This is a genomic window from Dyella sp. (assembly GCF_036384435.1).
Lineage (GTDB): Bacteria > Pseudomonadota > Gammaproteobacteria > Xanthomonadales > Rhodanobacteraceae > GSA-30.
In genome coordinates this window covers 1-16,135 of sequence record NZ_DASVMI010000018.1, presented here as the reverse complement: position 1 = coordinate 16,135, position 16,135 = coordinate 1, and the positions used below count along the sequence as shown (strand labels likewise).

16 protein-coding genes are annotated in these 16,135 nt (G+C 63.0%); 12 read left to right on the top strand and 4 right to left on the bottom strand.

What is annotated here, in order from left to right:
- Positions 1–323: 323 nt before the first annotated feature.
- A complete protein-coding gene (locus VF436_RS01380; RefSeq protein WP_330902179.1) occupies positions 324–1,880 on the bottom strand; it encodes a vWA domain-containing protein in 1,557 nt (518 codons plus the stop codon).
- A 170-nt stretch (positions 1,881–2,050) separates the two neighbouring features.
- On the opposite strand from VF436_RS01380, the gene rtcR reads away from it, so the two are divergent.
- From rtcR to VF436_RS01340, 8 genes are all read left to right on the top strand, one after another.
- Positions 2,051–3,658, top strand: a complete 1,608-nt coding sequence (gene rtcR / locus VF436_RS01375) for an RNA repair transcriptional activator RtcR (RefSeq protein WP_330902178.1) — start codon at positions 2,051–2,053, stop codon at positions 3,656–3,658.
- Positions 3,659–3,782: 124 nt separating this feature from the next.
- The gene (locus tag VF436_RS01370) at positions 3,783–4,370 is read left to right on the top strand and encodes a LemA family protein (RefSeq protein WP_330902177.1); all 588 of its coding nucleotides are present in this window, start codon (positions 3,783–3,785) and stop codon (positions 4,368–4,370) included.
- 49 nt (positions 4,371–4,419) lie between these two features.
- On the top strand, positions 4,420–6,339 hold the full coding sequence (locus tag VF436_RS01365; RefSeq protein ID WP_330902176.1) for a M48 family metallopeptidase: 1,920 nt from the start codon (positions 4,420–4,422) through the stop codon (positions 6,337–6,339).
- Positions 6,340–6,444: 105 nt separating this feature from the next.
- Positions 6,445–6,576, top strand: a complete 132-nt coding sequence (locus tag VF436_RS01360) for a hypothetical protein (protein ID WP_330902175.1) — start codon at positions 6,445–6,447, stop codon at positions 6,574–6,576.
- A gap of 40 nt (positions 6,577–6,616) precedes the next feature.
- Complete coding sequence (locus tag VF436_RS01355; RefSeq protein WP_330902174.1) at positions 6,617–7,357, top strand: dienelactone hydrolase family protein; 741 nt, start codon at positions 6,617–6,619, stop codon at positions 7,355–7,357.
- A 378-nt stretch (positions 7,358–7,735) separates the two neighbouring features.
- The gene (locus VF436_RS01350; protein WP_330902173.1) at positions 7,736–9,139 is read left to right on the top strand and encodes an RAD55 family ATPase; all 1,404 of its coding nucleotides are present in this window, start codon (positions 7,736–7,738) and stop codon (positions 9,137–9,139) included.
- A gap of 4 nt (positions 9,140–9,143) precedes the next feature.
- Positions 9,144–9,506: a response regulator gene (locus VF436_RS01345; protein ID WP_330902172.1), complete on the top strand. Its 363-nt coding sequence runs from the start codon at positions 9,144–9,146 to the stop codon at positions 9,504–9,506.
- 83 nt (positions 9,507–9,589) lie between these two features.
- Entirely contained in the window at positions 9,590–9,799 is a 210-nt protein-coding gene (locus VF436_RS01340) for a hypothetical protein (protein ID WP_330902171.1), read from the top strand.
- Positions 9,800–9,865: 66 nt separating this feature from the next.
- Here VF436_RS01340 and VF436_RS01335 read toward each other — a convergent pair whose 3' ends face one another.
- Together VF436_RS01335 and VF436_RS01330 are read right to left on the bottom strand one after the other, a co-directional pair.
- Positions 9,866–10,576, bottom strand: coding sequence for a DUF899 family protein (locus tag VF436_RS01335; RefSeq protein WP_330902170.1), 711 nt, complete (start codon positions 10,574–10,576; stop codon positions 9,866–9,868).
- 67 nt (positions 10,577–10,643) lie between these two features.
- Complete coding sequence (locus tag VF436_RS01330) at positions 10,644–10,814, bottom strand: hypothetical protein (protein WP_330902169.1); 171 nt, start codon at positions 10,812–10,814, stop codon at positions 10,644–10,646.
- A gap of 136 nt (positions 10,815–10,950) precedes the next feature.
- On the opposite strand from VF436_RS01330, the gene VF436_RS01325 reads away from it, so the two are divergent.
- Positions 10,951–12,720: an alpha-L-fucosidase gene (locus VF436_RS01325; protein WP_330902168.1), complete on the top strand. Its 1,770-nt coding sequence runs from the start codon at positions 10,951–10,953 to the stop codon at positions 12,718–12,720.
- The gene (locus VF436_RS01320) at positions 12,720–14,402 is read left to right on the top strand and encodes an alpha/beta hydrolase (RefSeq protein WP_414649795.1); all 1,683 of its coding nucleotides are present in this window, start codon (positions 12,720–12,722) and stop codon (positions 14,400–14,402) included. The genes VF436_RS01325 and VF436_RS01320 overlap by 1 nt, the downstream gene beginning before the upstream one ends.
- Here the strand turns inward: VF436_RS01320 and VF436_RS01315 are convergent.
- Positions 14,399–14,695, bottom strand: coding sequence for a hypothetical protein (locus tag VF436_RS01315; RefSeq protein WP_330902167.1), 297 nt, complete (start codon positions 14,693–14,695; stop codon positions 14,399–14,401). The two genes, VF436_RS01320 and VF436_RS01315, sit on opposite strands and share 4 nt — an antisense overlap.
- Before the next feature lie 352 nt (positions 14,696–15,047).
- On the opposite strand from VF436_RS01315, the gene VF436_RS01310 reads away from it, so the two are divergent.
- Both VF436_RS01310 and VF436_RS01305 read left to right on the top strand, forming a co-directional pair.
- Positions 15,048–15,329 (top strand): hypothetical protein, encoded by a 282-nt coding sequence (locus tag VF436_RS01310; protein ID WP_330902166.1) that lies wholly within the window; start codon positions 15,048–15,050, stop codon positions 15,327–15,329.
- Positions 15,330–15,937: 608 nt separating this feature from the next.
- On the top strand, positions 15,938–16,135 hold a 198-nt coding region (locus tag VF436_RS01305), incomplete at its 3' end, for a hypothetical protein (RefSeq protein WP_330902165.1).

Genomic DNA, 16,135 nt, shown 5'->3' with positions numbered 1-16,135 from the left:
CTCTACCGCTGAGCTACCGTCTTGCGACGGGCGGGACTCGAACCCGCGACCAGGCACTTAATAGGTGTAGTTTCGCCGGCATTCCCGGCACATCGCCAAAAATCGCTGCGAACAGCGACGACGAGGAAGGTGCGACGTCTCCCGGCCGGAGTCGGGACATTCCAAAGATGTAGTCGCACCGGCATTCGCCGCTGTCCGTTTCCTTCATCGGCAGGCCCCATTGCCTGCCGTCCTGCGTTGCCGCGCGAAAGCTTCCCGCCTTCTGCGGCCAACTGCGCCGGCCCTCCGCCGCAGTTGCCCCGGCACCTCCTGGTGCCGGCCTTTCAGAGCGGGATCGAAGCGATCCGCTCGGTCCATCGTCGGGTATCGGAGCCTTCGGCGGCATAAATCGCCAATAGCTCGAATACCGCGTCGCTGAAGCCGCCCACGTGCAGCACATCGGGTGACTCCACCGTCTGGCTGGTCGCATACGGTTGCAGGTCGATACAGATCATTCGCGCCTGCGGGCAACGCTGCTTGATCCGGGCCCACTCCTGCATCGTCGCCGTGGCCGGGCCACGGTTCGTGTCACGCCAGCTTTCGTTGTCGGACACCAGCACCAGCAGATCGATGGCGGCCTTTTCCTTATTCAACTGCGCCAGCGGTGCGCTGACCCGCGTGCCGCCACCACATAGCGACGCCAGTTGGGTGGCCTGCGTCATCACGCTGTCGCGTGGGTTCAGACGCAGTGCGCGCACCTCGGTGTCGAAGGGCATGATGCGGGCCGAATGGCGCACCCGCAGGATGCTCGCGGCGATCAGCGCAGCCACGTCCACGCAGCGCGTCGCCGTGGTCGAGCCCTGTCGATAGCCGGTCACGGGCGACGCCATCGAACCGGATACGTCCACCGCCACCACCACGGAACCTTGCAGCGCGGGTACCTGGCGGGTCGCCACTTCCATGGCATCCTGCAAGGCATCCACGATCACGCCGGGGATGGCCGGATCCGCCGCGCGGTACGCCGTCAGCAACTGGTATGGAAACACACGAGCCTTGCGCACCTGGGCAGGATCACGCAGCCGCTCGGCCAGGCGCACCGCCGTGCGATGGTTATCCAGCACGCCGTGACGCGCGAACGTGTTGAGGTTCATGCGCAGCGTCTGCCAGCTCGCGCGCTTGGCCAGTTCGGCCCAGCGCGCCGTATCCAGCGACAGCGCGGTGAAGTACTGGAACGGCATGTCCGGCATCGCCCCCTGTCGCGCATCCGCCTTGAAGACTTCATACGCGCGCAGCTTGGCCGGCAACACCGTTTCGTCGTAGCGCTTGTTCATCACCCAGGCGTACAAGGCCGCGCGTTCGGCATCGGCGGGCTTGGGGTGCACCATCCGGATCACGTCGGCCAGCGACGGCTGGCTGCCGATCGCGGCCTGGATGATCTGGTCTACCGATGCACGCTCCAGCCACTGCTGCACGAGACGCTTGGGCAGTGACCCCAGCGACTTGCGCCCGACCTGGCCGCTACGCAGGATCTGCACGAAATTGCGCAGCATGCGGCCGTTGTCGATCACCTGATCGAACGCGGCCTCCAGTAACTTGCCATCGCGCACCGCCAGGGTTGCCAGCAGTAACGCGGGCATGTCCTTCATGTGACCGCGCTGGCGGGCATAGATCGCCGTCTGCGCCACGAAGCGCGCCGGCACCTGAGCCGCCAGTTGCAGCACGTGGTCGAGCTGTTCGCCAGCGTTGGCGTAGAACGTGTTGTTAAGGCAGCCGGTAGCGGCATACAACGCCAGGGCCGACTTCGGATCTCGGGTATAGGCGGCACCGCCAGCTTCATTGTGCGCGTCGGCGCGCGGCACGTGAGAGCCAGGGAAGGAGCGAAAGAGTCGGATGTTTGCCATGTCTGCATTCCTGTGGGACTTGCCAGGCATAGGGCAAACGGCGTGCCAATGGCTGCCAATGATCTTATCGCATTGATTTTAAAGAGGATAAATTTGTCTTGCTCGATTTGACGCGTCTTTCATCTCCTGAAAAAATATAACTTCATATCAGGATTTATCTTTTTATATACATGAAGAAGCAGGTGGTCATCAGCATGCTTGGCACCCAGCTCGATCAGGGCTTCGGATCGGCGCGCTGGGAGCATTGGCGGCCAACAGTCGCCTTAGGCATGCATGAGGATTTCCTGCTCGACCGGCTGGACCTGTTGGTGGATGAACGCCGTTATGCCAAGTTGGCCAGGGGCGTATCCGAGGACCTCGCGCAGGTCTCGCCCGATACGCAGGTGCGCAGGCACGACACCTATCTGCCCGATCCCTGGGATTTCGAAGGCGTCTACGCCACGCTGCACGACTTCCTGCGCGGGTATGAATTCCTACCGGATGAGGAGGACTACTACGTCCACATCACCACCGGCACGCACGTCGCGCAGATCTGCTGGTTTCTCCTGACCGAAAGCCGCATCTTTCCGGGGCGTCTGCTTCAGACATCGCCGCCGCGCAAGAAAGACGAAAGCGTCGCCGGCAGCTACGCCATCATCGACCTGGACTTGTCGCGTTACGACCGCATCGCGCAACGTTTTCAACAGCAGCAACTGGAAGACCGCAATCTCCTCAAAAGCGGCATCGCCACGCGTAATGCGGCGTTCAATCGCATGATCGAGCAGATCGAAGTCGTCGCCACGCGCTCAAAAGCACCGATGCTGTTGATGGGGCCGACCGGAGCGGGCAAGAGCCAGCTTGCCCGGCGCATTTTTGAGTTGAAGAAACTCAAGCACCAATTGCCGGGGCGTTTTGTCGAAGTGAACTGTGCAACGCTGCGTGGCGACGGCGCCATGAGCACCTTGTTCGGTCATACGCGCGGCGCCTACACCGGCGCGACCAGTGATCGTGCCGGTCTCCTGCGTTCGGCGCACCATGGTCTGTTGTTTCTCGATGAGATCGGCGAACTGGGCCTGGACGAACAGGCCATGCTGCTGCGCGCGCTGGAGGAAAAGCGTTTCCTGCCGGTAGGCGGTGACAAGGAGGTGGATAGCGATTTCCAGTTGATCGCCGGCACCAATCGCGACCTGCATGACGCTGTGGGCGCCGGTCGCTTTCGCGAGGATCTGCTCGCGCGCCTGAATCTGTGGACCTACCGCTTGCCGGGGCTGGCCGAGCGCCGGGAGGATATCGAGCCCAACCTGGAATTCGAACTGGAGCGCTGGTCACGCGAGCAGCATCAGCGTGTCACCTTCAATCGTGAAGCACGCCGTGCGTTTCTCGATTTCGCCACCAGCACACAGGCGCGCTGGAACGGTAATTTCCGCGATCTCGGCGCTTCGGTCATGCGTATGGCCACCCTGGCCACGGCAGGCCGCATCCAGGTCGACCAGGTGGATGATGAAATCGGCAGACTGCAGCGGCAGTGGCGCGATGTGGAGCCGCCGTCGGTGCTGGATGACTTGCTTGGCGGGGACGTGGCGCAACTGGATCGCTTCGATCGCGTGCAACTGGAAGAAGTCGTACGCGTGTGCATGCGTTCGACGTCCCTGTCGCAAGCAGGGCGCGAACTGTTTGCCGTGTCGCGCCAGCAGCGCGCCACCACCAATGATGCTGACAGGCTGCGCAAGTATCTGGCGAGGTTCGGGCTGGATTGGGAGGCGATGAAGGCAGCCAGGACAACCTCAGGAAATTCCTGAGAAATATCGCTTCGTTATTCTGACGTTGCTTCATGCCATGCCATCCGTCCCGTGATTTCCTGCGATATACCCGTGCTATTCTCCGGCGCGTCCGGCGCAACGGGGCGCCATATGGGGGCTTTCCATGGGATTGGTCATTTTCCTGGTCATCATCGTCGCGATCGTTCTCTACGTGATTGCGCTCTACAACGGCCTGGTTACCGCGCGTAACAGTTACAAGAATGCGTTTGCCCAGATCGATGTGCAGCTGACCCGTCGTCATGACCTGATCCCCAACCTGGTGGAAACGGCCAAGGGGTATCTGGCTCATGAGCGTGAAACCCTCGAATCGGTGGTGCGCGCGCGCAATGCGGCCGTAAGTGGCCTGTCCGGCGCCAAGGCCAATCCCGGTGATCCGGCAGCCATGCAGCAGTTGTCCGATAGCGAGAACACCCTGACGCAGAGCCTGGGGCGGCTGTTTGCCTTGAGCGAGTCCTACCCGGACCTCAAGGCCAACCAGACCATGATGCAGCTCTCCGAGGAACTCACCTCCACCGAGAATCGCGTCGCCTTCGCACGCCAGGCCTATAACGACGCGGTGATGACGTACAACAATCGCCGCGAAGTATTCCCCGGCTCGATGGTGGCTAACAGCTTCAGCTTCCAGCCAGCCGAGCCGCTGGCGCTGGAAAACCCGGCCGCGCGCGAAGCGCCCAAGGTTTCCTTCACCTGATCGTGGGTGGCCGCCACGCTATGGGCGTGGCGGCTGACGAGGGGACACCATGGATTTCTTCGCCCAACAAGCGCGCGTGCGCGCAAGTAGCCGCCGCATGGTGGTGCTGTTCGTGCTGGCGGTCATTTCGATCGTCGTCACGGTAGACCTCGTCGTCTGGGTATTCCTGGTTCGGCATGGCATGAACGAGCAGGGCTGGGCCGCGCGGCGCGCGCTTCCGCTGACCACGGTAGGCATGCTGGCGGTCATCGGCGGCTGCGCGCTGTTTCGTATCGCCAGCCTGGCGTCGGGTGGCAAGGCGGTCGCCGAAGGCATGGGCGCACTCCCGGTGCCACCGGATACGGCCGATCCGGCATTGCGCCAGCTCCGCAACGTGATCGAGGAAGTGGCGATTGCGTCGGGCACCCCCGTGCCCGATATCTATGTCATGCCCGACGAGCCCGGCATCAACGCATTCGCCGCCGGTTTCTCCGTGTCCGATGCGGCCGTATGCGTGACCGGTGGTTGTCTCGATCATCTGACCCGCGATGAATTGCAGGGCGTGATCGCCCATGAATTCAGCCATGTCGTCAATGGCGACATGCGCCTGAACATTCGTCTGATCGGCATGTTGTTCGGCATCATGGCCCTGGCGATCATCGGTCGGCAGCTGATCTATTTCAGCCCGCGTGGCGGTAGCAATCGTCGCGGCACGGATGGCGTGGCGGTCCTGGGGCTGGCCTTGGTGGCGGTGGGGTATATCGGTTACTTCTTCGGGCGTCTGATCCAGGCCTCGGTGGCGCGCTCGCGCGAATCGCTGGCCGACGCTTCGGCGGTGCAGTTCACACGCCAGACCTCAGGCATTGCCGGTGCATTGAAGAAAATCGCTGCGCTTGGCGATGGTTCGCGCCTGCATGCGGCCAATCGCCATGAGGTTGCGCATATGCTGTTCGGCGATGCGGATGCGCCGAGCTTCTTCGATGGCCTGTATGCCACGCATCCGCCGCTGATCAAGCGTATTCGCGCGCTCGATCCGGCGTTTCGCGAGGGCGACCTGGAAGGCATCTTCACCCGCATGCAGCAGCAAGAAGACGCGCGCGACCAGGAGCTTGAGCGCGAATCCCCGGTCCGGGCTGCCGAGCGCGGACCGATTCCCTTCATCGTGGGCGCAGCGATACCGCCGACGTCAGGCCGGGTCGGCCCGCTTGGCGATGACCTCCGCCACGCAGCGCCGCCGCCAATCAAGGTAGCCTTGCCAACGGCCCTGACCACCGCCGCGCAGCAGCCGGAAAGTGCCATGCAACTCATGCTGGCCTTGTCGATGGCCGCGCCATCTGCGCTACGCGATTCGCAGCGACGTCTGGCGGCCAATGCATTCGGCGATGACATGGTCTACGCCATCGACGCCATGGCCGGCGACGTGGCCTCGTTGCAACCGGGCCAGAAAACCACCTTGTTCGCGCTGGCATTTCCTGCGCTCAAGCGCGTTCCCGAGGGCAGGCTGGGCACCTTCATGGGTACGCTCGATGGCTTGGCGCGTACTGGGGGCGACGTTGCCTTGGATGACTTCTGTTTCATGCGCCTTTTGCGCATGCAACTGGGCGAAGCCATGCGTCCGCGCAGTGCGCCGGTGGACGGGCAGAAAAAACTCACCGCCTGCATCGACAGCGCGTCACTGGTGATTGCCGTGCTGGCCGCCTATGGCGCGACCGACGAGGCGGCGGCCAAGCGTGCATGGATGCTCGGCCTGGGCGATGCCTACCCTGGCTCCACCCGCGTGTGGCAGCCTTTGCCCACGCCATGGCAAGACGCATTCGGCCGAGCGCTGGATGACCTGGACGGCCTGATGCCGCCCGCCAAGGAGATCTTCGTGCAAGCACTGCTGCGCGCGATTCGCGCCGATGGCACGGTCACGCCAGCGGAACTGAATCTGCTGCGCGTGATCTGCGCAGGGCTGCATTGTGTGATGCCTTTGCAGGAAGGTATGTAGCCAGTGATCGATCGATCATACGTGCCTGCTCACCTGGGCCCTGGATCTCAAGCGGCGAATGACGCATAGCGAAGGGGCAGGGACGAGAGGGTGTCATAGGTTGCCATGTCACGAACGCGCCGCCCGTTGGAAATGGACGACCACCTGGGGCAGCGCGCCCTCGCTACCGCCCTCTCGTCTTTCGTCAGCGAAACGGATCGCAAATTCCTGCTGTTGTATGAGGGCATCCTCATATAACTATAATGGGCGTCCCCTGTCCCTGTTCGAGGAGTTCGCCATGCCCAGTATCGACGTCGTCGTTCCGACCCGCGACGGCCAGTGCCCCGCCAAGTTGTTCACACCGGCCGGTGAAGGCCCGTGGCCGGGTGTGGTGTTCTTCATGGATGGCCTGGGCATTCGCCCGGTGCTGTGGGAGATGGGTCAGCAGTTGGCCGACAAGGGCTATGTGGTGCTGCTGCCTGACTTGTACTACCGCGAAGGCGGATACGAGCAGATGGTCCCTGCCAAGGTTCTTGCCGATAAGGCCGGCATCGACAACCTGATGCGCCTGGTGGGCACGCTCAATCACGAGCGCAAGGTTACCGACGCCGAGGCATTCGCGGCCTTCCTGCTTGCACGGCCGGAGGTGAAGGGCGAAAAGCTCGGTAGCACCGGCTACTGCATGGGCGGCAACTGCGCGCTCACCGCGGCTGGTGAACATAAGGACACCTATGCCGCGATCGCTTCGTTCCACGGCGGCGGCCTGGCTTCGGAAGCGCCCGATAGCCCGCATCGCTTCGTCAAGGGCATCACGGGTGAAGTCTATGTGGCCGGTGCGGTGGAAGATGCGCACTTCACCGACGAGCAGAAAGCCGAGCTTGAGAAAGCGCTTGCCGCCGCTGGCGTCAAGCACACCGTGGAGACCTATGCGGGTGCGCACCACGGCTTTGCCGTGCCGGACCACCCGGCGTTCAGTGCCCAAGCCTACGATCGCCACTGGCAAATGCTGGACAAATTGTTCGGCAGCACGCTCGCCTGATCGGTTAGTCACCCGGAAAGGGCGGCCTGTGGCCGCCCTTTTCTGTGTTCAGTTTTTACGCAGTCTCTACGCGCGTCATGCAGTTCAGATGGCGCTTTTTTATGGCGGCACACGCCATGATGCGCGCTCGCATACAGGTGCGGAAGGCTTGCAGCCGGCGGCCTGAGGGCCGGAAAGCGGGCAGCAGTCCGGATACCGATCGGCACCGGCTGCAAACCTTCCGCACCTGTTGGGCCGAATCGTGATGGGTTCACGCTTCGACCATATCCGCCTTGTTAGAACGACCTCCAGACCTGCATGGAAGTCGCTTATGTTGTGGGCCCTGCGATCGGCCACTTATCATTCTCCGGATGCATTGGGGCTAACGGAGAATTTCCTTTGATCGAGAAGCTCTCGACAGGTATCGAGGGGCTGGATCGCCTGATGGATGGCGGCTTCCAGCGCGGCTCGGCGTATATCGTGCAGGGGCCTCCCGGCGCGGGTAAGACCATACTGGCCAATCAATTCTGCTACTCGCATGTGCGCGATGGTGGTCGCGCGCTGTACATGTCTCTGCTGGCCGAGTCGAGCGAGCGCATGATCAGCTATGTGCGCCAGATGTCCTTCTTCGATCCCGAGGCGGTGCCTGGCCGGCTCGAATACGTCAGCGGCTACGGTGTGCTCGAACGCGACGGACTCACCGGCCTCAGCAAGTTGATCCAGCATGAACTCAAGCGTCACCAGGCCACCGCCATGGTGCTCGATGGCACGTTCGTGGCGCAGTCGGTGTCCTCGGAGCAGGAGTTTCGCGCCTTCATCCATGGCTTGCAGGGCGTAGCCGCGATGGCCGGTGCGGTATTGGTCATGCTCACCCACCAGGCACGCCAGGCCACCAGCCCCGAGCACACCATGGTCGATGGCTGGATCGAAATGAGCAACGAGACAGCGGGCTACCGGTCGGTGCAGAGCATCCAGGTGCGTAAGCAGCGCGGTGCGAACATCATTACCGGCAAGCACGGTTTCCATATCAGCGCCCGGGGCATCACGGTGTTTCCGCGCATCGAGAGCTGCGTCGATCCGCTGCCCTCTTCCCAGCACGCCACCGGCATGCTCGGCACCGGGCTGGGCGAACTCGACCAATTATTCGGTGGTGGCATTCCCGCCGAGTCGTCCACGTTGGTATCGGGCCCTACCGGCTCGGGCAAGACCACGCTGGGGCTGCACTTCCTGTCGCAAGCCACGCCCGAACATCCAGCGCTGATGTTCACGTTCTACGAAACGCCCGCGCGCCTGCGCGCCCGCACGCGGGGCCTTGGGTTCGACCTGGATCGCATGGTCGACAGCGGTGCCGCGCATATCGTGTGGCAGCCGCCGGCGGATATCCTCGCCGATGAGGTCATGCACCTGATCATCGAGCGCAGCCGCACCCTGGGTGCGCGTCGTGTCTTTGTCGATGGCCTGGGCGCCATCCGGGACGGCCTGCTTGATCGAGCCCGCCTTCCTTACATGATCAATGCCGTCAACCAGCAGTTGCGCGACATGGGCGTAACATCGCTGTATTCCATGGAGATTCGCGAACTCGGCCTGGACAGCATCATGCCCACCGACGAATTGTCGGCGATGATCGACAATGTTGTCCTGCTCAACCTGTCACGTCATGATCAGGCACTGCGCCGCTACCTGTCGGTGGTGAAGATGCGTAGCCGGGATTTCGATCCGCATACCCAGCAATTCCATATTGGTCATCGTGGTTTTGCGCTGGGCAGTGACGAACGCTTGCACGCGTTCGGCTGTACGGACTGAGCCGATGCTGCGTATTCTGCTCGTGGAGGATGATCCGGATGTGGCGTTTGTCGTCAGCGCCCTGCTCGAGTCGGCGGATTTCCATGTCACAGTGGCCAGTGATGGCCAGCAGGGCTTGGAGATTGCCATGCAGGAGCGGCCCGAACTGATCATTACCGATTTCATGATGCCGGTCATGTCGGGCCTGGATATGATCGGCCGGCTGCGCGCGCAAGGCTATGAGCGGCCAATTATCCTGTGTAGCGCGGTGGCCGAGGAAAGCATGCAGCGTGACAGGTACCTGTATGACGTATTCCTGCTCAAGCCCTATCGCTCCGAAGAGCTCATGTCGGCTATCGACCGCGTACGCACGAAGCCTGGCCCGTAAGCGCGCTGATGACATGACCGTCACCGGCGATTGATCCGGTGTCGGTCAAGGTGAACTTCTTCGATTCTTACCGGGAGCAGGGTATGAGTTCATCCATGGCGTCCTCCGTGCCGCCCATTTTCGCCGCTTCGCACGCTCACGAAGGCCAGGACGGGGATCGTGCATCACCGCCGGTCAAGCCAAAGAACCCCGATCACACCAACAAGTCACCGCGCCGTCCCGAAGATACTTCGCCCAGTGGCGATGCAATCAACGGCACGGGTGAGGACAACCAGGACGGCAAGCAAAAATAAGTTCGATGCGGGGCAGGCACGCAGGCAGGCGAACGGATAATCACGCTACCCGCCCTGCCTGACTCGTCACGCGCCGTAATCGAGCCGTGGATACCAATGCCGATCGCGTCCTTCAGGCGTCATGTCCAGCACCGTCCAGATCGGCATGAGGTCCGGCGCGCCGCGCGGGTCTTGCCCCGGGTCCCTGGTTTCGTCGCCCATTTCGCCGGCCCAGAAATGCCGGATCACGCCGTCGCGGCGGGTAAATACATGGAGCGCGGGAAAATCGCCCCCGTCCTCGCCTAGTGCATGGTAATCGCGGCTGAAATGCTGGTTTACGTCGCTGTACAACTTCAGGGCGCGCCAGCCGCGTTCACGCTTGAACGCCAGCAGCCGGTCGATGGGCGAACGAGCTACCACGGCCAGCGCGATGCGTTGCTCCATGTCGCGTGCCTCGCCGTCCCATGCACTGAGCAGTGATGTGCACATCGGGCAGGGGCGTTCTCGCTGCGGTCCAAACATGTAGCTGTAGACCACGAGCGTGGACTTATCACCAAACAGCGCGGCAAAGTCGCATGGTCCCTGTTCGCCTTCAAAACGATAATCGCCGATCACCTCTCCGCCGGGCGGCAACGCGCGCCGCTGCTCGGCCACGCGCTCGATGTGCCGGCGCAATTCGATCTCTTCGGCCAGCAGGGCTTGCCGTGCCTGGCGATACGCTGCGCTTTCATGGGGCATGCGCATCACATTGCGGCTGGCAAGCTCGGTAGCGGGAATCAGTGCGGGGCTCTGGCTCATGATGGTCCTCCGGGTGACAGGGTCTCTCAAGGACAACGAACAGGCCGCCGCGAGATCGACGCGGCGATCAGAACAACATCGCTCCCAGGGTCAGCAGGCAGGTCAGCGAGCACACGGTAAACAGACTGCGCAGGATCAGGGCTTCGGCTTTCATGGTGTTCTCCTCAGGTGGCAGGGTTCTTTCACCAGGGATATCGCAAACGTCGTGCCAACGGTCGAGGTGCCTCGCAAACCGCATGGTTGCGCCATTTTCACAACCTCTTCGCGTACCTCGTCGCGCGTCCGCGGACAACATGCTTCGATGTGCGGACATGCGCGCGGACACGCGCTGCTATGCTCGCCACGAGACGTTCTCATCCTTGATGCAGGCAACCATGCAAAACAGAAACACGGCCGCACGCTGGCTCGTACTCGGCACCATGGCATGGGCCGCCATGGCCATGAATGCGCAGGCCGCCAAGGGTGCGGGGCCATCTGTCCGGCCGCTGGATGCGCCGCAGCCGCCGGCCGGGCCCGGTCCCGGCGCGTCCACCGTGAAAGCCTGGCAGGATCGCAAGTTCGGCATGTTCATCCACTTCGGACTGTATTCGGTGGCCGGGGGCATGTGGCAGGGCAAGCGCGTGGACAACGGCTATAGCGAGCAGATCATGGCCAATGCGCCGGTGCCGCTGAAGGACTATGAAGCCCTGGCGGCACAATTCGACCCGGTGCGCTTCGATCCCGATGCCATCGTGGCGCTGGCGAAGGCGGCGGGCATGAAATTCATCGTCATCACGGCCAAGCATCACGACGGCTTCAACCTGTTCCATACCGCACAGACGCCTTACAACACCGTCGATGGCACGCCCTACCGCAAGGACATCGTCAAGCAACTGGCGCAGGCTTGCGCACGCGGTGGCCTGCAATTTGGTGTGTATTACTCCACGATCGACTGGCACCATCCGGGCGGCAACACCTACATCGAAGGCAACAGCAACCCGATCACGCCGCAGCAGGAGGCCTTCAATGTGGCCCAGTTAAAGGAACTGCTCGGCCATTACGGCCCGATCGCCGAGATCTGGTTCGACATGGGCAAGCCCACGCCCGCGCAAAGCGCGCACTTCGCGCAGACCGTGCATGCATTACAACCGCAGACGATGATCTCCGGTCGCGTATGGAACTATCGTGGCGACTTCGCCGTCATGGGCGACAACAGCGAGCCGGACGTCGGCATGGAACTGCCATGGCAGGCACCCGCGTCGATCTTTCCGCAGACCTGGGGATATCGCTCCTGGCAAGTACGCGACGATCTTCCCGGCAAGATCCGCGAAAACATCACGCGTCTCGTGCGTGTGGTCAGCCAGGGCGGCAACTACATCCTCAACATCGGCCCGGAGGGCGATGGTTCGGTCGTGCCCTACGAAGCCCAGGTGCTGCAAGGCATCGGGCAGTGGATGAAGCGTAACGGCCAGGCCATCTACGCCACGACCCGGCAACCCTTTCCGGCGCTCGATTTCGGCTATGCAACCCAGGGCAGGGATGCCCTGTACCTGTTCGTGGACAAGCCACCGGCTGATCACCGCCTGCACCTGAAAGGCGTGAAGGCTGCCGCGTTCGGCGCGGCCTATCGCCTGGGCGCGCCAGCCTCCACGGTGGCGGTGAGCGACGAAGGCGATGGCGTAAGCATCGATCTCGATGCCTTGCATGGCTGGCCGGCCACCCATTCGGACCTTGCCGACTTCATGCCGGTGCTGGTGTTGCCGCTGCACGGCACGTTGCGTGTGCGGCCCCCCGCCTTGCCGGCCGATGCGCAGGGACAATTCGCGCTCGATGCCACGCATGCCGAACACTTCCTCAACTACAACGGCGAAGGCTACGAAGCACCGGCCACGCTATACAAGCTGGCCTGGACGGTGGATGCCAAGGCCCCGTCGTACAGGGTGAACATCGAGGTCCGGGCACCCACGGCCTCCGCGCGCATGGATGTCTGGGTCGATGGCCAACGTCATGCGTGGTCGCCCGGGCAGGGCGCCCTGCACATCCGCCGTGCCCCCGGGGCCTTAGGCCAGCCGATGCAGGTGGAGCTGACACCCGTCGCACCGTTCGTGCAGGGCACCGCCTTGCCCGTCGAGGTGCAGCGCGTGTCGCTGGTGCCGGAGCATTGATGGAAGCTCGTGCCGCGCGTCATGAACGGGGTTATCGGTCGGTGCGTGCCATGCTGCTTGTTGCCGCGCTGGCGTGGTCATGCGCCGGATGGGCTGCGGCGCCCGTGGTGGTGCACGTGGACGTGCGCACGCTCGGCGACGTCCCTGTATCCGGCCGCCTGCTGGTTTTTGCCATCGATGCGGCGTCGGCGCGCGCCAAGGCCAAGGGCGCGCCGATCAAGCAGGTGGATGTCGATCCCTTCGCACCCACCGAAGTCGACGTGGCAGCGGGCGAAGTCCATGCCATCAGCCACGGACACGGGGTGGACATCGACGCCAGCCGGCTTGCGTGGCCGCGCGAGTTCGCCTCGTTGCCGCCGGGTGACTATGTGTTCCAGGCCGTGCTCGACACCAATCACGACTATGCCTATCGCGGGCGCAGCGGCGGTGACCTGGAGAGCGCGCCCACCCCGGTGCATCTACCCACCACGGCCCCGGTGTCCTTGACGCTCGACCACATGATGCCGCGCCGCCAGCCCTGGGTCTTCCCGCCCGGCGCACTCAGCCAGAGCGCGCAGCGCTATCTGGCCCGGGCGCGCGAATCGGTGCATCCGATCGATTTCGTCAGTCCCGCCTTGACCGCGTTCTGGGGTCATCCCATCCACATGCGCGGCTGGGTGCTGTTGCCGCCCGGCTACGAAGCCTCAGGCCAGGCACGTTATCCGGTGGTCTACGACACGCACGGTTTCGGCGGCGACGATCACTCGTTGTCCGCCAGCGCGGTCACGACATACAGCGCCATGGCGGAAAAGCAGATGCCGCCGATGATCTGGGTGTATCTGGATCAATCCAGCGCCACCGGCACGCACGAGTTCGCCGACTCGGTCAACAACGGCCCGTGGGGCAAGGCGCTGACGCAGGAGTTGATCCCCTCGTTGGAGTCACGCTACCGCATGGATGCGCGCGCCAGCGGCCGTCTGCTTACCGGGCATTCGTCCGGCGGCTGGGCTGCATTGTGGCTGCAAACGCACTACCCGAAGATTTTTGGCGGTGTCTGGGCCACCTCGCCCGATCCGGTCGACTTTGGCAACTTCAGTGGCGTGGATCTCTATGCGCCGCACGCCAATCTCTATCGTCGTGCCGACGGCTCGCTTACGCCGATCATGCGCGACCACGACAAGGTAATCGACACCTTCGAGGGTTCCTCGCGCATGGAGCGTGTGCTCGGTGCCTACGGTGGGCAGATGGCCTCGTTCGAATGGGTGTTCTCGCCACGTGGCCCGGATGGCCGGCCGATGCCGATGTTCGATCGCGACAGCGGTGCGATCGACCCTGACGTCGTCGCCTACTGGCGCGACCACTACGACATCGTGCGCTACCTGGTGTCGAACTGGCCCGTACTGCGCCCGAACCTGGATGGGCGCCTGCACGTCTACGTGGGTGATGTCGACACCTTCTATCTAGACGGTGCCGTGCATCGCCTGCAAGAAGCGCTGGTCAAGCTCGATGCCCACGCCGATATTCGCTTCATCCCCGGCAAGGGGCACTTCGACCTCTGTGCCGAGGGCAATGACCACAATGCCCTCCTGCGCCAGATAAGCTGGGCCATGTACAGCGTGGCCAGGCCCGGGCAGGCGTCGTGCGCTACACCGGCCCATGGTTGCACCGGGCACGGCCAAGGCGGATCGAAACCGGGCGGCTAGTGGGCGGCCTCGCAGCGGTCGCCGTCGCAGCGGATCTTAAGCTCGGTATGGTCCGGGCACACCGAGGCCAGCATCGCGCGCTGGCCGTCGATACTGTCGACGTATAACAGGCGGCTGCATTGCGCGATGGCGGCCACGTTCTGCGCTGCATTGAAGACGGCCGGCGTGATGCGCGTATCGAGGCTGGCCAGGTCGTCATCGGCTGCGGACGACGAAGCCGCCTGTGCCCAGACGCCCTGGCCCATGGCCATCAGTGTCGCCGTGAGCAGCCACCTGGAAAATGGGATCGACATGTACTTCCCCCTGAAGACCCGCAGGTCATGCAAAAACCGAACATGAAGCTCGGCACCGGCCATCGTCGGTACGGGGTAGCCACGGCGCAAAGACACGTTCATGCCCGAAGACGAACCCCTCGGACCGCGTCTGGATTCCCTCCGGAACCGTCGTAAATTGTGACGCGCATCGTAAATCCAGACACCAGTCGGCCGCAATCAAGCCAAAGTCCAAGCAGAAGCCTTGCATCAGTCCGTCTTTTGTGTGGGTCGAGAGAATTGAGTGACCGAGACGATGTGGCTGGCCCGGCTTGCACCCTTTCCCGGCCACGCGGCAAGCTAGCCCGTTTACCCCAACCCTCTGGAGATCCCCATGTCCCAACAAGAAACCATCCTGCAACTCCTGCCCGCCAACGGCTGGGTCGCCGTGTTCGAGGATGCTGGCGAAGAAAGTGCCCAGGCCCTGGTCTGCTTTGCCCTGGTCGAGAACACCGAAGGTGGCGTAGCCCGCCGCCAGGTGCGCCCGATGTGCGCCGACGGCAAGCACATCGGTTTTGCCGACACCGCACCCAACTTCGTGCGCGTGGAAGAACTGGCTGAGTTCGAAGGTGACGAAGACGAGGAAGAGGAAGACGAAGAAGACGGCGAGGAGTAAACCCTCGGGGCATGGCTGGCGCTCGTCATGTGCGAACGCCAGCCATGCCGATTCTGCGAGGCGGCCATAGTCACAGCCGCTGTCCCATGCCTTGATAACCCTTGCGATGGCAGGGGATATCGAGCATGCGCCTTACCGTCAAACTCAAAATCATCGTGGCGATGGCCGTGGTTGGGGCAGGCGCGATGACGCGCATGCGGGCTCTAAACCGCCACCCCGCGCTTTGCAGGTAGGAGCGAATTCATTCGCGATGCCATCGGCAATTGAGTCGCCGACGGGGGCTTTGGGCTTTCAGGCCGCAAAAGCCCCAAGCCGCGACCAAGTCGCGACTTGCTTCGCGAATGAATGCGCTCCTACAAGGTGAGCCGTCGCCACCATCATGACTTTTTTGAATACCCCTCCATACAAAAAAACACCCTGAAATTCAGGGTGTTTTTTTCCAACGCGTCCTAAAGACTTTTCGCACGAAATATGCGATGTTCGGCGCGTCGCTCGTGCATCATCCAAACACGAATCACGAGCGACACTGCAAGAAGCAGTAAGCGCGAGCCGAATGGGTAGCCGCCCAGACGGCTCGCTGACCACAACCAACTTCAGAGGAGTTGTTCATGGCTGACATGGATGATACGGCACGCGCACGCCCAAAGCTTCACCGCGGGCACTGGGCCGATCCCGCTCAACAGCACTCCCACCCCAGCACGCTCACGGATGTGACGCGTGGCACGCTGGCGGTGGTGGGCCTGCTGGCTCATTGCGTCGCCGCCCGACAACTGGCCCCGGATCAGGTGCTCCAACCTGACTGGCAT

Excerpts from the sequence above, each read along its gene's own strand:
- VF436_RS01380 (WP_330902179.1), bottom strand. The coding sequence starts at position 1,880 with ATGGCAAACATCCGACTCTTTCGCTCCTTCCCTGGCTCTCACGTGCCG.
- rtcR (WP_330902178.1), top strand. The coding sequence starts at position 2,051 with ATGAAGAAGCAGGTGGTCATCAGCATGCTTGGCACCCAGCTCGATCAG.
- VF436_RS01370 (WP_330902177.1), top strand. The coding sequence starts at position 3,783 with ATGGGATTGGTCATTTTCCTGGTCATCATCGTCGCGATCGTTCTCTAC.
- VF436_RS01365 (WP_330902176.1), top strand. The coding sequence starts at position 4,420 with ATGGATTTCTTCGCCCAACAAGCGCGCGTGCGCGCAAGTAGCCGCCGC.
- VF436_RS01360 (WP_330902175.1), top strand. The coding sequence starts at position 6,445 with ATGTCACGAACGCGCCGCCCGTTGGAAATGGACGACCACCTGGGGCAG.
- VF436_RS01355 (WP_330902174.1), top strand. The coding sequence starts at position 6,617 with ATGCCCAGTATCGACGTCGTCGTTCCGACCCGCGACGGCCAGTGCCCC.
- VF436_RS01345 (WP_330902172.1), top strand. The coding sequence starts at position 9,144 with ATGCTGCGTATTCTGCTCGTGGAGGATGATCCGGATGTGGCGTTTGTC.
- VF436_RS01340 (WP_330902171.1), top strand. The coding sequence starts at position 9,590 with ATGAGTTCATCCATGGCGTCCTCCGTGCCGCCCATTTTCGCCGCTTCG.
- VF436_RS01335 (WP_330902170.1), bottom strand. The coding sequence starts at position 10,576 with ATGAGCCAGAGCCCCGCACTGATTCCCGCTACCGAGCTTGCCAGCCGC.
- VF436_RS01330 (WP_330902169.1), bottom strand. The coding sequence starts at position 10,814 with ATGCGGTTTGCGAGGCACCTCGACCGTTGGCACGACGTTTGCGATATC.
- VF436_RS01325 (WP_330902168.1), top strand. The coding sequence starts at position 10,951 with ATGCAAAACAGAAACACGGCCGCACGCTGGCTCGTACTCGGCACCATG.
- VF436_RS01320 (WP_414649795.1), top strand. The coding sequence starts at position 12,720 with ATGGAAGCTCGTGCCGCGCGTCATGAACGGGGTTATCGGTCGGTGCGT.
- VF436_RS01315 (WP_330902167.1), bottom strand. The coding sequence starts at position 14,695 with ATGTCGATCCCATTTTCCAGGTGGCTGCTCACGGCGACACTGATGGCC.
- VF436_RS01310 (WP_330902166.1), top strand. The coding sequence starts at position 15,048 with ATGTCCCAACAAGAAACCATCCTGCAACTCCTGCCCGCCAACGGCTGG.